12 protein-coding genes are annotated in these 17,209 nt (G+C 39.7%); 5 read left to right on the top strand and 7 right to left on the bottom strand.

Features of this window, described 5'->3' with window-relative positions:
* Window positions 1-222 precede the first annotated feature (222 nt).
* Window positions 223-2,277, top strand: coding sequence for a winged helix-turn-helix domain-containing protein (locus QQK06_RS16325; RefSeq protein ID WP_284245851.1), 2,055 nt, complete (start codon window positions 223-225; stop codon window positions 2,275-2,277).
* Window positions 2,278-2,300: 23 nt separating this feature from the next.
* On the opposite strand, the gene QQK06_RS16320 is transcribed toward QQK06_RS16325, so the two are convergent.
* From QQK06_RS16320 to QQK06_RS16310, 3 genes are all read right to left on the bottom strand, one after another.
* On the bottom strand, window positions 2,301-4,511 hold the full coding sequence (locus QQK06_RS16320) for a DUF5916 domain-containing protein (protein ID WP_284245849.1): 2,211 nt from the start codon (window positions 4,509-4,511) through the stop codon (window positions 2,301-2,303).
* 137 nt (window positions 4,512-4,648) lie between these two features.
* Window positions 4,649-5,155 (bottom strand): GNAT family N-acetyltransferase, encoded by a 507-nt coding sequence (locus QQK06_RS16315; protein WP_284245848.1) that lies wholly within the window; start codon window positions 5,153-5,155, stop codon window positions 4,649-4,651.
* A gap of 133 nt (window positions 5,156-5,288) precedes the next feature.
* On the bottom strand, window positions 5,289-6,101 hold the full coding sequence (locus tag QQK06_RS16310) for a LytTR family DNA-binding domain-containing protein (RefSeq protein WP_284245847.1): 813 nt from the start codon (window positions 6,099-6,101) through the stop codon (window positions 5,289-5,291).
* Window positions 6,102-6,284: 183 nt separating this feature from the next.
* On the opposite strand from QQK06_RS16310, the gene QQK06_RS16305 reads away from it, so the two are divergent.
* Window positions 6,285-6,716: a DUF2141 domain-containing protein gene (locus QQK06_RS16305; RefSeq protein ID WP_284245846.1), complete on the top strand. Its 432-nt coding sequence runs from the start codon at window positions 6,285-6,287 to the stop codon at window positions 6,714-6,716.
* Between the two features lie 45 nt (window positions 6,717-6,761).
* On the top strand, window positions 6,762-8,300 hold the full coding sequence (locus QQK06_RS16300; RefSeq protein WP_284245845.1) for a carotenoid oxygenase family protein: 1,539 nt from the start codon (window positions 6,762-6,764) through the stop codon (window positions 8,298-8,300).
* A 29-nt stretch (window positions 8,301-8,329) separates the two neighbouring features.
* On the opposite strand, the gene QQK06_RS16295 is transcribed toward QQK06_RS16300, so the two are convergent.
* The 4 genes from QQK06_RS16295 to QQK06_RS16280 form a co-directional block, all read right to left on the bottom strand.
* Entirely contained in the window at window positions 8,330-9,043 is a 714-nt protein-coding gene (locus tag QQK06_RS16295; protein ID WP_284245844.1) for a hypothetical protein, read from the bottom strand.
* 100 nt (window positions 9,044-9,143) lie between these two features.
* Complete coding sequence (locus QQK06_RS16290; RefSeq protein ID WP_284245843.1) at window positions 9,144-10,010, bottom strand: M48 family metalloprotease; 867 nt, start codon at window positions 10,008-10,010, stop codon at window positions 9,144-9,146.
* A gap of 9 nt (window positions 10,011-10,019) precedes the next feature.
* Complete coding sequence (locus QQK06_RS16285; RefSeq protein ID WP_284245842.1) at window positions 10,020-10,532, bottom strand: SH3 domain-containing protein; 513 nt, start codon at window positions 10,530-10,532, stop codon at window positions 10,020-10,022.
* Between the two features lies 1 nt (window position 10,533).
* Window positions 10,534-12,372, bottom strand: coding sequence for a CHASE2 domain-containing protein (locus tag QQK06_RS16280; RefSeq protein WP_284245841.1), 1,839 nt, complete (start codon window positions 12,370-12,372; stop codon window positions 10,534-10,536).
* Window positions 12,373-12,548: 176 nt separating this feature from the next.
* Between QQK06_RS16280 and QQK06_RS16275 the strand changes: the two genes are divergently transcribed.
* Both QQK06_RS16275 and QQK06_RS16270 read left to right on the top strand, forming a co-directional pair.
* Window positions 12,549-14,069, top strand: a complete 1,521-nt coding sequence (locus QQK06_RS16275) for an HD family phosphohydrolase (protein WP_284245840.1) — start codon at window positions 12,549-12,551, stop codon at window positions 14,067-14,069.
* Window positions 14,070-14,198: 129 nt separating this feature from the next.
* Window positions 14,199-17,180: an ATP-binding protein gene (locus tag QQK06_RS16270; protein ID WP_284245839.1), complete on the top strand. Its 2,982-nt coding sequence runs from the start codon at window positions 14,199-14,201 to the stop codon at window positions 17,178-17,180.
* The last annotated feature ends 29 nt before the right edge of the window (window positions 17,181-17,209 follow it).

Here is a 17,209-nt window from a genome sequence, read left to right as displayed (position 1 = left end):
CCGATGTCGTTTTAACAGCGGTGAGGTTATCAGTAACCTTTTATTTAAGCCGCTGTAAGTTGCATTTAATGGTGCTAATTATCGGCCTTTTTTTAACAATAGTCTTGGAAAAGTTTGTCGAACGCAGCAAAAAAACAAATTTTTACCAGTATTTAGCTTCATGGTCTCGCCGTGATCGTTTATTATCTCATGCAAAAATAACAATCAAACTCGGTGTATCTAGTGCACACTCCGCTAATAAAATTCGGCCCTTTTGTCTTTGACACTCAGTTAGAACAAATAAGTAATGCTGATAAAGTTTATCGCTTAGAGCACCAGCAAGCCAAACTGTTAAACTTATTGCTAGAACACCGCGATAAAATACTCAGCAGGGAACAAATTGCCGACACTATTTGGCAAGATGTGATTGTTGAAGATAATACCATTAGCAAAGCCATCACCCGTTTACGAAAAGTATTAGACGATAGTGCCAAGTCGCCACGGTTTATTAAAACCATTCCGAAAAAAGGTTATCAGTTCATTGCTGACATTGAAAAAATCAACAAGCCCGAGCCAATAACACCTTTAACGAATGAACCAGATAAGCGCAATCACTCTAATAACGCTAACGCCATCAAATCGATAACGGTTATTGCTGCCGTTAGCTTCGTGATTATTATCTGGCTATCGACACATACTGCTAACGAGCATAGCGCAACGCCTAACAAAAAAACACAAGTAAAAGCCACTAGTGTTGCCACTCAAGCTCAAGCGCTCACTTACCGCGAAGGGATCGAGTACAATGCCCATCTACACCCTGACGGCCAGCAGTTACTTTTTAACGGTAGTGATAAAAACGGCTATGGTATTTTTTACAAAAAAATAAATGATGCCGACGCGAAACAACTCACCAAAGTAAACTCCAGATTGAGCTTCCCTAAATGGCTACCGAGCAAAAATCATAGCTTTGTGTACAGCGAATTATCCGCTGTTCAACAAAAACAACAATGTCAGATAATCTCAGCAACTCTTGCACCTATCGATGTAGCAATTAAAGAAACGCAAGTTATCGCGTCCTGTGTTAGCGACAAACCCGTTGAAGTATTTGTTAACTATGCAGAAAACTTGCTGATTTGGCAGGACTTATCCGGCGTATGGCAATATCAACTAACAACCAAGAGTCGTCAACAATTACCTTTTGCACTTGAATTAGGTGAGTATCAAGTGCCTTCACCTGACCTTACACTGTGGGCAGCGCTAAAACAGATTAACGATAAATCACAATTAACCGTTTATCGCTTTGATAATCAAGAAGTTATTTATCAGAAAATGCTCGATTACAGCATTACACATTTTAAATGGGCAGCGAACAACCAGGCTTTGTATCACTTAAGTGAACATCCTGCCCATCAATTAATCGCTCAAGCATTCGATGGGCAAGAAACCGTACTGTCCACGTCCTCAATAGGGTCAATCACGCAAATTAGCGATACACAACTTGCAGATACACTTGAATATGTGATCAGTGCTATCGATATTGATGTTAGCTATTTTCATAATGGTCAAACCGAACTGATTGTTAACTCAACGTTTCCGGATTACAGTCCGTCTTTCTCTTCCGATCTAACACAATTAGCGTTTGCTTCAAAACGCACCGGTTCTGCGCAAATATGGTTAAAACAAGCGAATGGTCACTATACTCAACTAACAAATTTTACACGTGCCAGCTACATTTACGCCGTGCTCTGGTCGCCAGATAATAACCAACTATTAGTAAAACGTAATAACAGCATATACTTGATTAACGTCAGTAATAAAGCAATACAGGAGTTGCCAATAAACGCAGAGCATAAATTTGCCTGGCAATGGATATCAAACCACCGCATCGCCTTTATCGATCAGCAAAGCCATGCTTTATTCAGCTTCGATACCCAAGATCACAATCAACAACTTCTTAAGACTGATGTAAGCTATGCCCAGTATACAGCGCAGCATTGGTACCTTTCAGACAAAGAGAATCGCGAGCTAATCCGCTACAATTTAAATTTCAAGCAAGGTGAAACAATGTCAACCAAATTAAATGGCCGTTTCTGGCGCATTAATGCTCAAACCCTTTATCTGTTTAATCAGCAACCCGCCGCCTTAGTTAAAGTCGAACAAGATGGCAAAGAGACAGCAGTCATTTCAGATAGAGCGATCAGTCATTTATCGGTGCAAAATGCGGGAAACCAAGGATTTATCTTCCATCAAGTCAGTCAAAATGAAGCCAATATTTATCAGCTTCATTTAAATGAATAACATAGCTTAATAGATAAAATAACTTAAAATATCCAATTAACTTTTGCTGTCAGGCTCTTTTGCTCAGGATAGGCCACAGCGTTTGACAACAAATCACTAAAGTTTGTGCCATTTTCGTCACTATTATCAAAGCCATTGTGCCCATAAACCAGATAAAAGCTTGAACCTGAGTTGAACTTGTAGCGATACCTTGCCTGAAGCGCAAAGCGGCTAACATTAAAATCCGCACCGGCGAAAAAGTCACTATCATTAACCGATCTTCCTTTGGCCTTAACGCCATACCACTGAGTGGTTAGTGTAAAGTCTGAGTGTTGATCTAACCTAGCTACTAATTTGGCATAAACCTTATTAAGATAACGGCGATAACGTTTTACTTGTCCGCTGGCATTGCCTACCAACCAATCATCACTGTCGATATAAGTATAATTAGCGTCAAGTCTGATACTGTCAGAAAAGTAGCTAGTGGTATTTAATGCAAATTTATTTGCCCAATCCTCAAGTCCTTCCTGTAAATGATGATAAGTCATATCAAATGAAAACACCGCCGGTGATGGTGAATCATAGAAAAGATGGAAATCTCGTTGCGTATCCATAGTTACATAACCAAGTTGGCGGGTAATTAAATCATCATTACCACGGTTAAGCTGTTTTACGCCCACACGAAATGCATGTTTATTTTTTAGTTGCAGATAATAACTAGCATACCAATTATCGCGTAAATTTAACCCCTGAGTATTACGCTGAGAGTGATATTCACCATAAAACCGCCCTCTTAAAATAAGGCTTTGAGTGCTAAATTGTACATCATCATATTGGCTGGTGATGGTGATATTAGAAAGATTATTCCTTTGCTGGTATCCCAAATCATTAATATCAAGCGCATCGTCTAAGTAGCTCCATTCCAGGGCATTTTGCCAATAACGCTCAGGAACATAACTGGCTTTTAAGGTCAGTCCTTTACCGATATTTTTTTCTAAATTTTCCTGATTATGGGAATAAATGGCGTTAGCAAACAGGTTGATTTGCTCGTTTAACTGATAACGAACGTCGTGATTAACCACCAGAGAGTCCCTGTTTGCCAGCGGATCATCAACAAAGTTGGCTAACTGACCAAAGCTCACATCCCCAACGGAAGAATACCAACGAGCGCTGGTAAATTTTTTGCCGTCATTAGCAACTGCATCATCTTCCTGGGCATATAAAACACCTGCATTAACCGCTGAGCCATTATAGATATATTTACCAGCGGCGATAATATCATGCACTGTGCCAGCATCTAACTGAGCATTCGCCCCTATCCTTCTGGTATTTACCAGCTTTAAACTATTCGGTCCCTGAACATCAAAAAGGCTTTGATTCTCGGTAAAAAACGGCCGTTTATCGGTACGTAAGGTTTCAACCGCACTGTAATTAACGATAAGTTCATCCGATTCCACCTGACCAAAATCAGGGTTAATGGTCGCGATTAACTGATGGTTAGCTTTTGGTTTCCAGGTAAGATCCAGACCAAGCTCCATCTCATTTTGCTTATCGACAAAGTCATATTGATCTGCCAAATATAATGTCGAGCGTAAGCTTTGCTGTTGATAATTATCAACAGCTACTGGCGTATATTCATAAGTAAAGTTTTTACGGCCTCTGTGGGTGTCAGGAAAAGAATAAGCCTGACTTGCGACTACGTTATAGCGCTGAAAATACACACTAATATCACGCTTATCGCCCGCCTTTTCCTGATAAGTCGCCGTTGTCCAGGGGATAAAAAACTCACTGTACCAATAATCCCCCTGCTCACTGACCTGTACCTGCCATGTACCATCCCAGTCACGATTCGATTGATTACCCCGGCTATAGGTACCGTCCATAGTGCCACCACCTAAAGTAGCAACAAACTCATAAGTGGTATCGCCGTCATTATTAAAATCGATAAACACCATATCAAAATCGGCACTGGTGTATTGATCATGACCACTATAGGTGCGCGAACGTTCCGGCTGATAGTTTTCAAAGCCAATATAAATGCCTTTTTCATCGGTTAGCAAATAGGTAGTCGTTGGGTATTTTGGCGTTTCTCCAGTATTGGGAAAACTTTGCACATATGATGAAAATACTTGTGCATCACGCCATTCATCTGGCATTAGTTTGCCATCTATGACCACTTTCGCCTGAACGATTGAAGCTAAGACTAACGATGAAATCGTAACGGTTAATATAATGAAAAACGATTGAATCTTCATTGCCACTTTCCTTAATTTAAAGTGGCTAAACCATAAATGACAGGCTCAATAAAAAGGTGACCAAAAGATGACAAACTAAGGAAGTTAAGTGACTCAGCGACTAGAAAGCCATAGTAAACGTCCGCTTACCAGTTCGCTTAATGTAATGGGTATTGATAAAATTTTACTTGTTCTTCACTCATTGATTGCTCAACAAAACCGAGCTTTTCTAATAACGCGGATGATGCTTGATTGCTCCGTTCGACACCGGCGATTAATTTATCCCAACTTTCCGTTTGTGCAACTTGTACAACAAAAGCTTTCAATAATTCACTCGCCAGTCCCTGACGCCAATACGCTTCGCCAAGTAAATAACCGATATGAGCAGCACTGTCATTTTCTACGTAAGCAAAGACAAAACCGATGATTGCATCAGCATCTTTTTGCTTAACAACAAACAAACGACTCTCAGACATCATACGTTCCAGCCACTCCTTGGCATCAGCAGCAGAGTTAATACCGTGAAAATATGGTGGCAAATTTTCAACGACTTTTGGCGTAAGCAGTTCAGGCACGAGAGCTAGCAAATTGGACAAATCATCTTGAGGAGTATCCGACAAAAGCTCAAACACACTGAGTCTGGATGTGCTAAATAATAATTTCATATCTACCTCGGGTTATACATGGCACCAACAACATGTTCAGGAGTTCGCTCTGTAAGAAACTTCACTCAGAAAAACTCATTTTTAATTGATATTACAACTAATAATGACACTTACTACGATTTCTTTAACTATTTTACACATGAAAATGTTGATTCTTAACTTCATCAAGATAAGTTTTCGATACCGGTACTTCTAGCTGATTAATCATCACTAAAATAACTTTCCGCCCGTCCCGCTTGACCGACTGTACCGCCTCTTTCGCTATCCACCAGGAACGATGTGTTTGCATGCCATCAACCAAATCTAGCATGGTTAATGCGTCTTTAAACCTCAACAGTAACAGATGATGGCCTTTATCCGTGTGCACTTTCAAATAATGATCCGACATTTCAAGGCAAATGAGTTGACCGCGTTTTTCAACCGGTAATTGCTCAATAAATAGCTGTAATTGCTGACCAGCTTTATCATCATTTTCCTGAATTTGCTCTATTTTTTGCTCAGATTCTTTGATAATCACTTGCTGATGCTGAATATGATCTTTAACTATGGTCGCAATAGATAACGCAGTACCGATAATAATTGCCTTAGGCAGCATTGACCAAAACTGGCTGGCATAATCCAAAGGAATATAAAAAAACAACCAGGTTAGTATTGGCACAACAAAACTCATAATGACACTCGCCAGCAATGCCGAAATTGCAAAACGCAGCCAATGCCGATTGATAAAAGGTAACAGCACCAACTCTCCTAACACTGTCGTTGGCATATAAATCAAATAACCACAGACACTGGTACATACCCAAAAACTAATGCTCAAAAATAATGGCGTACTATCCATGCCAAATGGTGCCAAAAAGCCGATAAACATGCCGACGACACTAACGACTAACAGATCATGTCGTATTTTTTTTAAATTAAACCTATCACTAACCATTTGATTTTTCATGTACATTTCGCGAATCGTGAATAGAGCAATACTCATTTGAGGACATTTTACGAATTGATTAACAGCATTCGCGAAACATCACTATAAATTTCAAAGCAGTCATTCTATCGTCTTTTCAAACCGGTGCAACGCCAAGTTTTTTCGTTGTGCAAAGTAACTCTTAACTAAAAAGAAGGACATACTATGAAACTTACTTCGACATTAGCCTTTGTTTTCACTACCACACTTGTCAATCAAACAGTTTTAGCCAATACGGTTAATTTTGAAATCAATGCAGTTAAAAACGATAGCGGTAAAATTTACGCGCAAATATTCAAAGGTGAAGCTAACTACAAGCAAAACATTGCCGAATCTTCCGCAGTGACCAATGCTAAAAAAGGTAAAGTTAAAGTAACATTTAACAATCTACCAGCCGGCGATTATGCCATTCGTTTTTTCCATGATGAAGATAACGACGGTCAATTGGCAACTAACTTAATTGGTATGCCAAAAGAGGGCTACGGCTTTTCTAATGACGCAAAACCCAACTTCGGCCCGGTAGACTTCAAACACGCTAAGTTTGTCATTAACGGTGAAAATAGCGTCGTCATTAATAAAACCACCGCTATTTACTAAACCTTAAGCCATTCAATCCTTTTTTATAACAGAGCCGGAGTTTTTATGAACCGTCGCCAATTACTTAAAACTATGTCTAATGCCGCTGCTGGTGCGTTAGTGCTCAACGCCAGCAAAGGATTTGCTTTGCCTTTTTCAGATAAAACATCAAGATTCGCAGCGAACGATAACCAATTAGCCTTTGCCGGAGCTTTGGCAGATAACGATAAACTTATCGCATTTGCTAATGTTGAACAGAATTTTTCGCCAACTCAATTAACAATAGAAGGAAACTTACCGAAAGATTTACATGGGACTTTTTATCGCAATGGCCCAGCCAAACATGAACGTGCAAATATTCGTTATCAGCACCTGTTTGAAGGCGACGGCATGATCCAGCAATATAAAATAGCCGATGGTAAAATTCATCATCAGGGAAAATTTGTCAACAGCGCTAAATTTCAGCAAGAAGAAAAAGCACAGCGCTTTATTTACCCAGGCCCTGATACTCAAGTACCTAATGCCTTATCTGTTTTATCACCTGATACCATTAATACCGCCAATACCAGCATTATTTCCGTTGGTGATGATCTCTGGGCATTATGGGAAGCAGGCTCAGCAACAAAAGTCGATGCAAATACCTTAACCACTAAAGGACTTGTTTCTTTAGGCCAAGGCAGTAACTATGGCGAACAACTTAACGGTCTGCCATTTTCCGCTCACCCAAAACAGGAGGCCAATGGCGATATCTGGAATTTTGGTTTTATTCCTAATGGACAGGTGGTGCTTTATCACTTAAATAAAAACGGTATCACCAAAAATGTTAAGCTCATTAACAGTCGTTATCAGGGACGAATGTTGCATGATTTTTTAATCACAAGTAAGCACATATTGCTTATCTTACCGTCACTTAAGCATAACGGTGATCAAGAGCACTTATTCGGTGGTATCAGTTTTGATAAAACACAGCCAATGCGAGTACTCATTATCGATAAACAAACGTTATCGATAATGAAAGAAGTAGAATTACCACCAGCTTTTGTTTTTCATTTTGGTAATGCCTGGGAACGCAACGATGGCACCATTCATTTTGATGCCAGTCTATATAACAACGTAGATATATTACATCATTTGGCTAATGTAATGCGGGGTGAACAACTGGAGAAACCCAAAGATATGATGGCAACACCTGTATTATTTACCATCAAGCCCAATGGTAGTGTAGAACAACACGCTTTTGCCGGCTCTAGCGAGTTCCCTAAAGTGCATGATCACCTGGTTGGGCTACGTAATCAGCACCTGTTTTATATTTCATCTCAGGCTGATAGTTTATGGAACGATACAGTTACCCGTTTAAATACCGAAACCGGCAAACAAGAAAGTTACTTCTATGGCAATGATTTTCTGATTGAAGAGCATGTTAACATATGCCCTCAGCAAAAAGCAGGCACAGGTTACCTCATAGGCACCGCACTGCACGTACCCAGTAAACGTACCTGCTTAAATGTCTTTAAAGAAGATAGAATTACAGATGGCCCGATTGCCAGAGCCTGGTTATCCCATCATTTGCCACTAGGGTTTCACGGCCATTTTGTTGCCAGTTAATAGATAGCCAGTAGATAAGATAAATACTCTTATCCCTCCTGCCAAATTAATGCCCGCTGCTTTGCCAACGGGCTATGTTTCACCCAATAAAATAAATACATCATTATGACTTTAGTGATACCGCTGGTCACTGCTAACACCATCAATGGCCAGCCATTATCAAGTCCCATCGATAAAGCAAAAGCGATTGTCGACAGATCCATGACAAAAATAAATTGACTCATTTTTAGATTCACCGCCCCGGTCACACCGGATCTGACAATCAAGCTTATTTGATGGTAATAACCTTGAGCGATCAACAAAGAGATCAACAAAATCAAGAATGTAGAAATCAGTCGCCCTTGATCAATGTAACGCTCACCAAAAGCTAATCCTATGCTACCAAGTATTAGAAATAAAAACGAAATCAATATTACAGCTAGTGATGCCTTATTTTTTCTGTCATGCCAAATTTGATACAGGATCATTGCCACTAATAACGCGGCTATCAACCTTGGCCAGACAATGTAGTGATTAAAGGGCGCTATTGAATAGCCGTAGACAAAAAAAGAAAAATAGGCGAGAAAACTGACTGAAAATTGATTCAATGACAACTGCGTGGTAACACTTTCTTTTAGCGTTTGCTGAAGTTTCTCTCGCTGTTTTTTACGTTCGAGTACAGTGCGTAACTGCGCATAAACACCAAGTAAACTTAAAAAGATACAGAAGGTATTTATACCACCAAAAATATTATAAAAAGACATTGATTAACTCACCACAAAACAATATTGTCGACAATATATAGATCTCACATAATAAAATCAAACGATATCACTTTGAAAAACAAATATTGTCGACAATAAGTTATTCTCCGGTTAGTACCTGCTGGAAACGCTCAGTTAATACCACACCTGGAAACTGTTCAACGTCGGCTAAATTGGCCTGTAAAGAGAATATACGTTCTGACGGTTTTGGATGAGTTTTATAAAGTAATGCCAAACTGGAATCATCAGCGGCTATCGCTTCAACTACCTGTAGGCTACTGATAAAAGCAAATGGGTCATACCCTGCTCGGGCTAATAATGCCAAGCCCACTTTATCTGCCATTAATTCATCTTCACGATCTAAACCTTTACTATATAAATCTTGTGCGGCATTGGTCACGGTTTTTGCCCAGGCGGCATATTCGCGTTTCTTTCTATCAGCCCCAGTATTAGCTTGATAAGCATCAGCAGAGACAAATAGGGTTTCTGTGACCGCGCTGCGCAGAGCACCATCTTTTATCGCTGTTAAATGATGCTGTAAGGTAACATGACTGATCTCATGCGCCAGCACCGCTGCCAGCTCAGCTTCACTATTTAGCTGCTGCAACATCGATGATGTAATAAAAACAAAGCCACCAGGGGCTGCAAAGGCGTTGATGGCGTCACTATCAATGACACCAAATTGCCATGGCAAATCCGGTCTTGAGGAATGCATCGCCAACCACATGCCAACATTATTAACATACCGATTAATAGCTTTATTTTTATGTAATGGCCGAACCCCTAATAACACCGCGGATATATTTTGGCCAAACTGGACTTCCTGCTGCTGATCGATGTTATTCGCATCCCAAAGTTTGACCCCTTGATTTACCAAGCGCCCGACATCCAAATTACCTATTTTCAACCCCGTACTTTGACAAGATGACAACAGCAGAAGTAATAACAGCGTATTCAATGTTTTCATTACTGCCTCCTAGTTTTGTGTCACAGCTGTTGAAATAGCAAGGTTTGACTTAATCTTGCCAGCACGGGCAAAGTCTTTTGCTCTTTTGGCATTGCCCTGATAACTTGCTAATAAGTCTAACTGCTCCAAATCTGCCTTCGCCGTTTTTAACGCTTCTTCATCAAAGCCTCTAATACCAGTCGATGCAGTCGGTGTCACTTGTTTCGTTAAGCTGTCAAAAACACTTTTTACCCCAAGCTCTCCTTGACGTTTCATCACTCCCACAAATCGGACATTCAACATTTTGACCCAACCCCGTTGCTGCTGCGCAGTAAGTACCTGATACCAGGCTCGATGCCGCCTAGCGACATTGACATTCTCATTTGCTAGTAGCTGTGTGAGTACGTCACTTTGATACTTAGGCTGTTTATGCAAATCCGTATTAGTTGTCAGCTTCCCAGCCTTAACACTTTGTTGCTCTGCAGCTACATTTAGCGAACTAAATAAAATGCAAGCTAAGAGCATTAATATTTTTGTTTTCATATTATCTCCTAGTCGGTTGATATAATTTGACACCTGCTTGTCGGCCTTTGACCTTAAATTCTCCTACCTCCTCGAAATCATAGGCTTGCTGCGCCAATAGCATCGTCTGTTCAGAGACTAAAATACGGCATTGCCCCTTAGTTAAGCCTTCGATTCTACTGGCTAAATTCACGGCATCACCAATCACAGTATAGTCAACTCTTTGTGCTGTACCGATTAAGCCTGCAATCGCCTCTCCGCTATGAATACCAATACCAATGTCAAAGTCTTGTAAATGCTCAGGTAAGTTACGCTTGAACGCCAGCAAATTGTCTTGCATCATCAATGCGGCACTAATTGCATCTGTAGCTTGAGTAGTACTGGCAATCGGCGCTCCCCAAAACGCCATAATGCAATCACCAATAAACTTATCTAAAGTCCCGTTAGTGGAAAAAATCACTTCAACCTGGCTGGAAAAATAATCATTGAGTAATTTCAATACTTGGTTAGCAGAATGTTGTTCTGACAACTGGGTAAACCCTCTAATATCTGAAAATAAAATAGTCAGTGAGGTTTTTTGATTAAGAAAGCCTGCATCTAACTTGCCTTCAGATAACAAGTTCAACACCACTTTAGGATCAAGAAACCGACCAAACATGGATAATGCCTGGCGCCGCTGTAAAAATTCCACATAGCCAAAAACAAACGCAAACAATACGCCACTAAGGGTAATAATCAGTAATGGTGAAGCAATAAAAAATGCCTGATTTTTCTGGAGCAAGTGAATACTGAAATACCCACCAGCTAGCCAGCTGCCACTAATAATCATCAATAGCGAAAACAACTGGTGAGAATAATGTTCAAAAAAGTAAAAACACAACCCGATAAGCATAATTAACAAGCTCGCCAATATCATCTGCGCCTGCCAGCTCATTTGGCGGTAATAATCTTGATGTTTAATATTATCCAGCGCTGTGGCCAGCATATAAACACCAGGTAAATTATGATTAATCGGTGTAGTACGGGCATCATATAAACCCGCCGCCGTTGCGCCAATCAGCACCGTTTTACCGGAAAATTGTTGCAAAATGTCGCTATTTTGTTCGACAACCGCACGATAAATATCGACATAAGAATAGGTTTGATAAGGCTGTTGTTGAGCTCCACGCCAGTTCAATAAAACACGAGATTGTTTCGGTAGTTCAGTTAGGTGGTTCAACGCCAGTACTGTTGCCAAAGAGGGAATTTTCCAATCGCTAGTTTGCTGATAGATGTCATAGTAGCGTCCTACTCCGTCTAACTCTGCGCGATAATTAATGCTGCCTAGTCGCCAATACTCAGGCTCAATAGCGAATGGCAGTAGTAATGACGACTGAGCTTGAGAGTGCAATTTACCTTTAGACAAATCTTGCCAGTTAGTGAGTAATGGCGCCGCACTTTCGATGTGAGTACTACTTAGCACTAACATCGAGAAAAAGACATTAGTATAATCCGAGAGTACTTCGTTCAAATAGCTATCGGCATCCGGGCGATATATGTCTTTTTCTGAAAATAAAATATCAAAGGCAATCGCTTGAGGAGCAAAAGCCTGCAAACCTTCTATCAATTCAGCATGAACGCTACGTGGCCAAACCCAGCGTCCAGCAACTTGCATCATCTGCTCAAGACTAACGTCATCAATAGCGATAATAACAATTTGTTGATCCGCCGGCTTACTCGTTAATAAAACCTGTTGCTGACGATCAAACAAATAAAAATCTGCCCGCAAAAACCATTGCTGATAAAGCGCTACACAGCTTATTAATAATAAGCCAAGAGTTAACATGGCAATAATACGCGTTTTTTGTCTCGACGGTTTCACATCAATCTTTTTACTGATTTGTTATTACTAACTAAGCTTAATGCAAGCTGCTGATAAATCGAGCAATGACAATAATAAAATTTAAATAGTACCAACAGGAAAAAATTCAATAGGAATCTATACTTAACTAGATAATGAATATTGCTAGTTTAAGAAAGAGACCGGTAGAGACGCAAATGGAAAATATTGAGCATTTTATTGAAATAGGCATCGCCCTCTCCACCGAAAAAGATCATCAAGTACTACTGGAGAAAATTCTGCTTAGCGCCATGGAATTATCACATGCCGACGGCGGCACTATTTATTCGGTAAACGATAAACAGCAACTAGTATTTGATACCTTGATCAATAAAAGCTTAAATATTCACTGGGGCGGCACCACAGGTAAAACAATCGATATACCTGCAATTCCACTGTACGAGTATCAACAACCGAATGAATCTGCGTTAGTCTCTATCGCTGCTACCAGTGGTAAGGTCATTAATATCAAAGATGCCTATCATGTCAAAGATTATGATGTTACTGCCGCTAAAGAAATGGACAAAAAAAATGGTTACCGCACTCGTTCAGTACTGACCTTACCAATGAATAATCATGAAAATGAGCTAACCGGCGTGCTACAGCTCATCAACGCCACCGACGAAACGGGTCAAGTTATCGAGTTTAGTCATTCAGTAGAAAGATCGGTACATGCCCTTAGTTCATTAGCAGCAGTGATCATCACTAATAAACAATTGATTGACCAAATGGAAGCGCTGTTTGGTTCATTTTCTCAGTTAATCGCCTACGCCATCGATAAAAAATCCCCCTATACCGGCGGACATTGTCGACGTGTACCTGAAATTACCATGCTGCTGGCTAAAGCCTGTCACCAGATAGCACAGGGTCCCTTAGCTGAATTCAACCTTTCCGAAGAAGATTTTCACGAACTCAGTGTCGCCGCCTGGTTACATGATTGCGGTAAAGTCGCGACTCCTGAATATGTTATGGACAAAGCGACTAAGCTGGAAACGGTATTTGATCGTATTGAATTGGTGATTGCTCGTTTAGAAATCGCGGCGCTCAACATCAATCATAACCCTAAATATGACACCAATGAAAAAGCGAAACGTTTAAAACAATTAGCTGACGACAGAGAGTTTTTAATTCATGCCAATAAAGGCGGGGAGTTTTTTGACGATGATAAAATTAATCGTGTCTATCACATCGCAAAAAATTATCCAGTCACTATCAATAGCGTCACTCAGCCGGTACTCTCTGACGATGAAGTCTACAACCTGATCACTAAACGTGGCACCTTAAATGATAAAGAACGCAGGATCATTAATGGCCATATGGATGTCACTGTCGATATGCTCGAAGCGATGCCGTTCCCTAAACACTTAAAGAATGTTCCTGAATATGCCTGCGGCCATCATGAAAAAATGGATGGTACTGGTTACCCAAAAGGATTAAAGCGCCATCAAATGTCTATTCCGGCCCGCATTATGGCAATAGCAGACGTTTTTGAAGCATTAACCGCGAATGATCGCCCTTATAAACCGCCCAAAACGTTAACTGAAACTATAGCAATTATGGACCGAATGAAAGAGAATGATCATTTAGACCCTGATTTATATGATGTTTTTAAAAATGAAAAAGTTTACTTAACCTTTGCCCACCAGTTTTTAGATAAAAGTCAGATTGATATGAGCTAATGATCTTGCGTTATAGCAGCTAATTATTTCATAAATATTAAAATTATGTATACTAAACGTAAATCAACAAGGACAAAGGTGTTCAAAGAAAGAACCTAAAATACCGATTGTTAAAAGTAGGATATAAACTTGCGTAGTACCGTCATCCGGTTGTCAGTAATCGTTGCACTGATATTAACTGTGTTCCCTTATAATATGCTATCAAAGGCATTCGCTATTTCTCTTAATGCGACGATTGTTCCAGCAACAATCGTAATGCAAATAATCAGTACCTATATTCTGCTATTCGCCTACAGAAACAGCCAGTCAGAATCATTAAAGTTGTTTTGGCAGTATTTTATTTTGGCCATTTTAGGTGGTTTGGCAGCAAGTATCAGCCAAACTATGCTACCAGACGCTCGATTAACTAATGACTTTATATCGTTATTTAGTTATTTCTTCATTCTATTAGCCATTGAAACAAATCCACATTTAAATGAAACTCCCATGAATAAATACTTAAGCGGAAGAGTGCCTGCCATTTTCTTTTGCCTGGTAAGTTTCAGTTACTTTGTATTATTGCCTTATGAGTTTGCCGACAAAAATTACAGTAGTTCTCTTCCTTCGGCAATGTTTCACTTATCGATCACTGCCCTTATCTGTCTTCGCTTAGTACTCAATACCGTACGTTGTCAATCTCTTTACTGGCGAAAAATTTATGGTCTGCTGACAATAGGCGGTAGCTTTATTTTCATTGAAACCCTACTCAACTTTAACCAAGCTTATTATCATGGAAATCTGCTAAATACCACCCGCTCTATTCTGCTGTTTGTGCCTTATTTAACCTTAATATTAGCTGCGGTTGCTTCGACTCAATTAACAAAAGGTATTCAAACAGAGCGATATCCTGTTCATTCAGAGCTTTATATATTACTTCTGGTACTTTATAGCTTAGTAGTCCACTTTATAGGCATTGAATATCAACTATTCTACTTATCATCACCTTTGTGGCAGTCGGTTGTCATACTTAGCTGGGTAGCAATAGCTGTACTGTTTATTACACTAACAACAGATAAAAAACAGCGACTCTATCACACCCTTAAAAGTTCCTATCAAAAACAATTTGATCGAAGCCAACGTTTAAAAAAACTCAATAATGAACTGAGACACTCATTGCTCAACAATGAAAATAAGGCGATAGTGCATGCATCCAATAATGCAATTTTAACAACATCAACCGAAGGTGAAATTCTCTCGGCTAACCCGGCCGCGATTCAAATGTTTCAAATACTTGAACAAGACCTTATCCATAGCAATATTAAGCAGTTATTTAGTCATGAAGATAAGATGCATTTCTTTTTTGATTTTAAAAGTAATGTTTATGCCCTACAGCGTAAAGAACAAGGGGTATCGGTAGAGTCTACTGCCATTCGCTCCGATCACAGTGACTTTCCAGTACAGGTAGAGTTACATTGGGCAGAACGCGAAGACAACGCACTAATAGTCGTTACCTTCATTAATTTAACCGCTAGAAAGCTGGCAGAGAAACAAGCACTCGAGTTAAAAGACAAATTTATTGCTAATATTTCTCATGAATTTAGGACCCCATTAACCATTATTAATGGCATCCTCGATCGTTATCTAAAAAAATCAACGACTCAAGATGAAAGCCAAGAGTTGACTACGGCAAAACGCAACGGCTTAAGATTAGTGCGCATGGTCGAGCAATTGCTTGAACTTTCGAGGTTAAGTGATAACCCTGAGTTATCGATCGCTAGCTATCGTTTAAAAACGCTTATGACCATGCCATGCGACTCTTTCGATCGCTTAGCGAAGCAAAGTCAGTTATCTTTTACTGTCAATATCCCTGATGATTTATGGCTAGAGTGTGATGCTCAGGCATTTGAAAAAATTATCTTTAACCTGCTCGCCAATGCAATAAAGTACACCCCCGCGGGAGGAAAAATAAGCGTTAGTGCTTACCTAGAACAAGAAACTATTATCTTAGATGTTATAGATACTGGAATCGGCATAGATAAAAACTCACAAGCTAAAATATTTGAACGTTTTCAACGGGCAGAAGATCAAAAAAACAAAGCAATATTTGGTGTCGGGATTGGCCTTTCACTGGTCAATGAACTGGTAAAAGCCCATCATTGGCGCATCAATCTTGTGAGCGAATATAATCAAGGTAGTAAATTTAGTTTATCTATCCCCGCTGCAAAAGCATTATCATTGGAAGAGCACTTACCTCACAGTGTTTCTGAAGAGGAACTGTCTTCGCTGATCGTTGAGCAAAATAGTCAGCCAAAAAACACTCAGCCTCATTCACAACAAGTAGTACTAGTGATAGAAGATAATGTTGATATGCAAAGCCATATTAAACAAGTGATAGAACAGCAACATCACTGTCTGCTCGCCAGCAGTGGCGAATTAGGTTTATCATTAGCACAAGAATACCTACCAGATCTGATCGTCTGTGACATTATGCTCACAGGTATTGACGGATTTGCCGTATTACAGCAGTTAAAAGAAAATGAATTAACTTCACATATTCCGGTGATTCTATTAACCGCTCGCTCAGACTTAGACAGCCGATTACAAGGACTTAATTTACATGCAGATGACTATTTAAGTAAACCTTTTAACCAGCAAGAATTATTAGTACGAATTGCAAATTTAATGGCAACAAGAAAACAACTGCAGAATAGCTACCTCAAGCAATTTAACGAGAAACAAACCAGTAAACGTAAGGATGCCAGCCACGAGAAAGTTGCCAGCCTGACTACAGAGCAATCACTAGAATCTCTTGATGAAAAATTTCTGACTAATTTAGAAAACGCCATCGCGAAAAAATATACAGAACCTGAGTTAGGTATATCCGATCTGGCCAGTGATATGGCAATCAGCGAACGACAGTTACAACGAAAAATTAAAGTGCTACTGGGAACTACCCCAAATAACTTTATAAAAGAATTTCGTTTGAAAAAAGCCCAAGAGTTATTAAGAAGTGGCGCTCAAATTGGCCGTATAGCCTTAGATGTAGGCTTTTCCTCACAAACATACTTCGGCCGTTGTTTTAAAGAAAGCTTTGACTGTACACCAAAACAATACCAACAGAAATTTATTTGATAAATGCCGCAATCAGTAATCCATTCGTA

This window comes from Thalassotalea insulae (assembly GCF_030161395.1).
Taxonomy (GTDB): Bacteria; Pseudomonadota; Gammaproteobacteria; order Enterobacterales; family Alteromonadaceae; genus Thalassotalea_E; species Thalassotalea_E insulae.
Note: the sequence above shows the minus strand (reverse complement) of the source record. Positions and strands in the feature narration are given on the sequence as shown.

Bases quoted from the DNA above. Each gene is read 5' to 3' on its own strand.
- QQK06_RS16285 (WP_284245842.1), bottom strand. From the start codon at position 10,532: ATGAAAACAAAAATATTAATGCTCTTAGCTTGCATTTTATTTAGTTCG.
- QQK06_RS16315 (WP_284245848.1), bottom strand. From the start codon at position 5,155: ATGAAATTATTATTTAGCACATCCAGACTCAGTGTGTTTGAGCTTTTG.
- QQK06_RS16295 (WP_284245844.1), bottom strand. From the start codon at position 9,043: ATGTCTTTTTATAATATTTTTGGTGGTATAAATACCTTCTGTATCTTT.
- QQK06_RS16305 (WP_284245846.1), top strand. From the start codon at position 6,285: ATGAAACTTACTTCGACATTAGCCTTTGTTTTCACTACCACACTTGTC.
- QQK06_RS16290 (WP_284245843.1), bottom strand. From the start codon at position 10,010: ATGAAAACATTGAATACGCTGTTATTACTTCTGCTGTTGTCATCTTGT.
- QQK06_RS16310 (WP_284245847.1), bottom strand. From the start codon at position 6,101: ATGAAAAATCAAATGGTTAGTGATAGGTTTAATTTAAAAAAAATACGA.
- QQK06_RS16320 (WP_284245849.1), bottom strand. From the start codon at position 4,511: ATGAAGATTCAATCGTTTTTCATTATATTAACCGTTACGATTTCATCG.
- QQK06_RS16275 (WP_284245840.1), top strand. From the start codon at position 12,549: ATGGAAAATATTGAGCATTTTATTGAAATAGGCATCGCCCTCTCCACC.
- QQK06_RS16300 (WP_284245845.1), top strand. From the start codon at position 6,762: ATGAACCGTCGCCAATTACTTAAAACTATGTCTAATGCCGCTGCTGGT.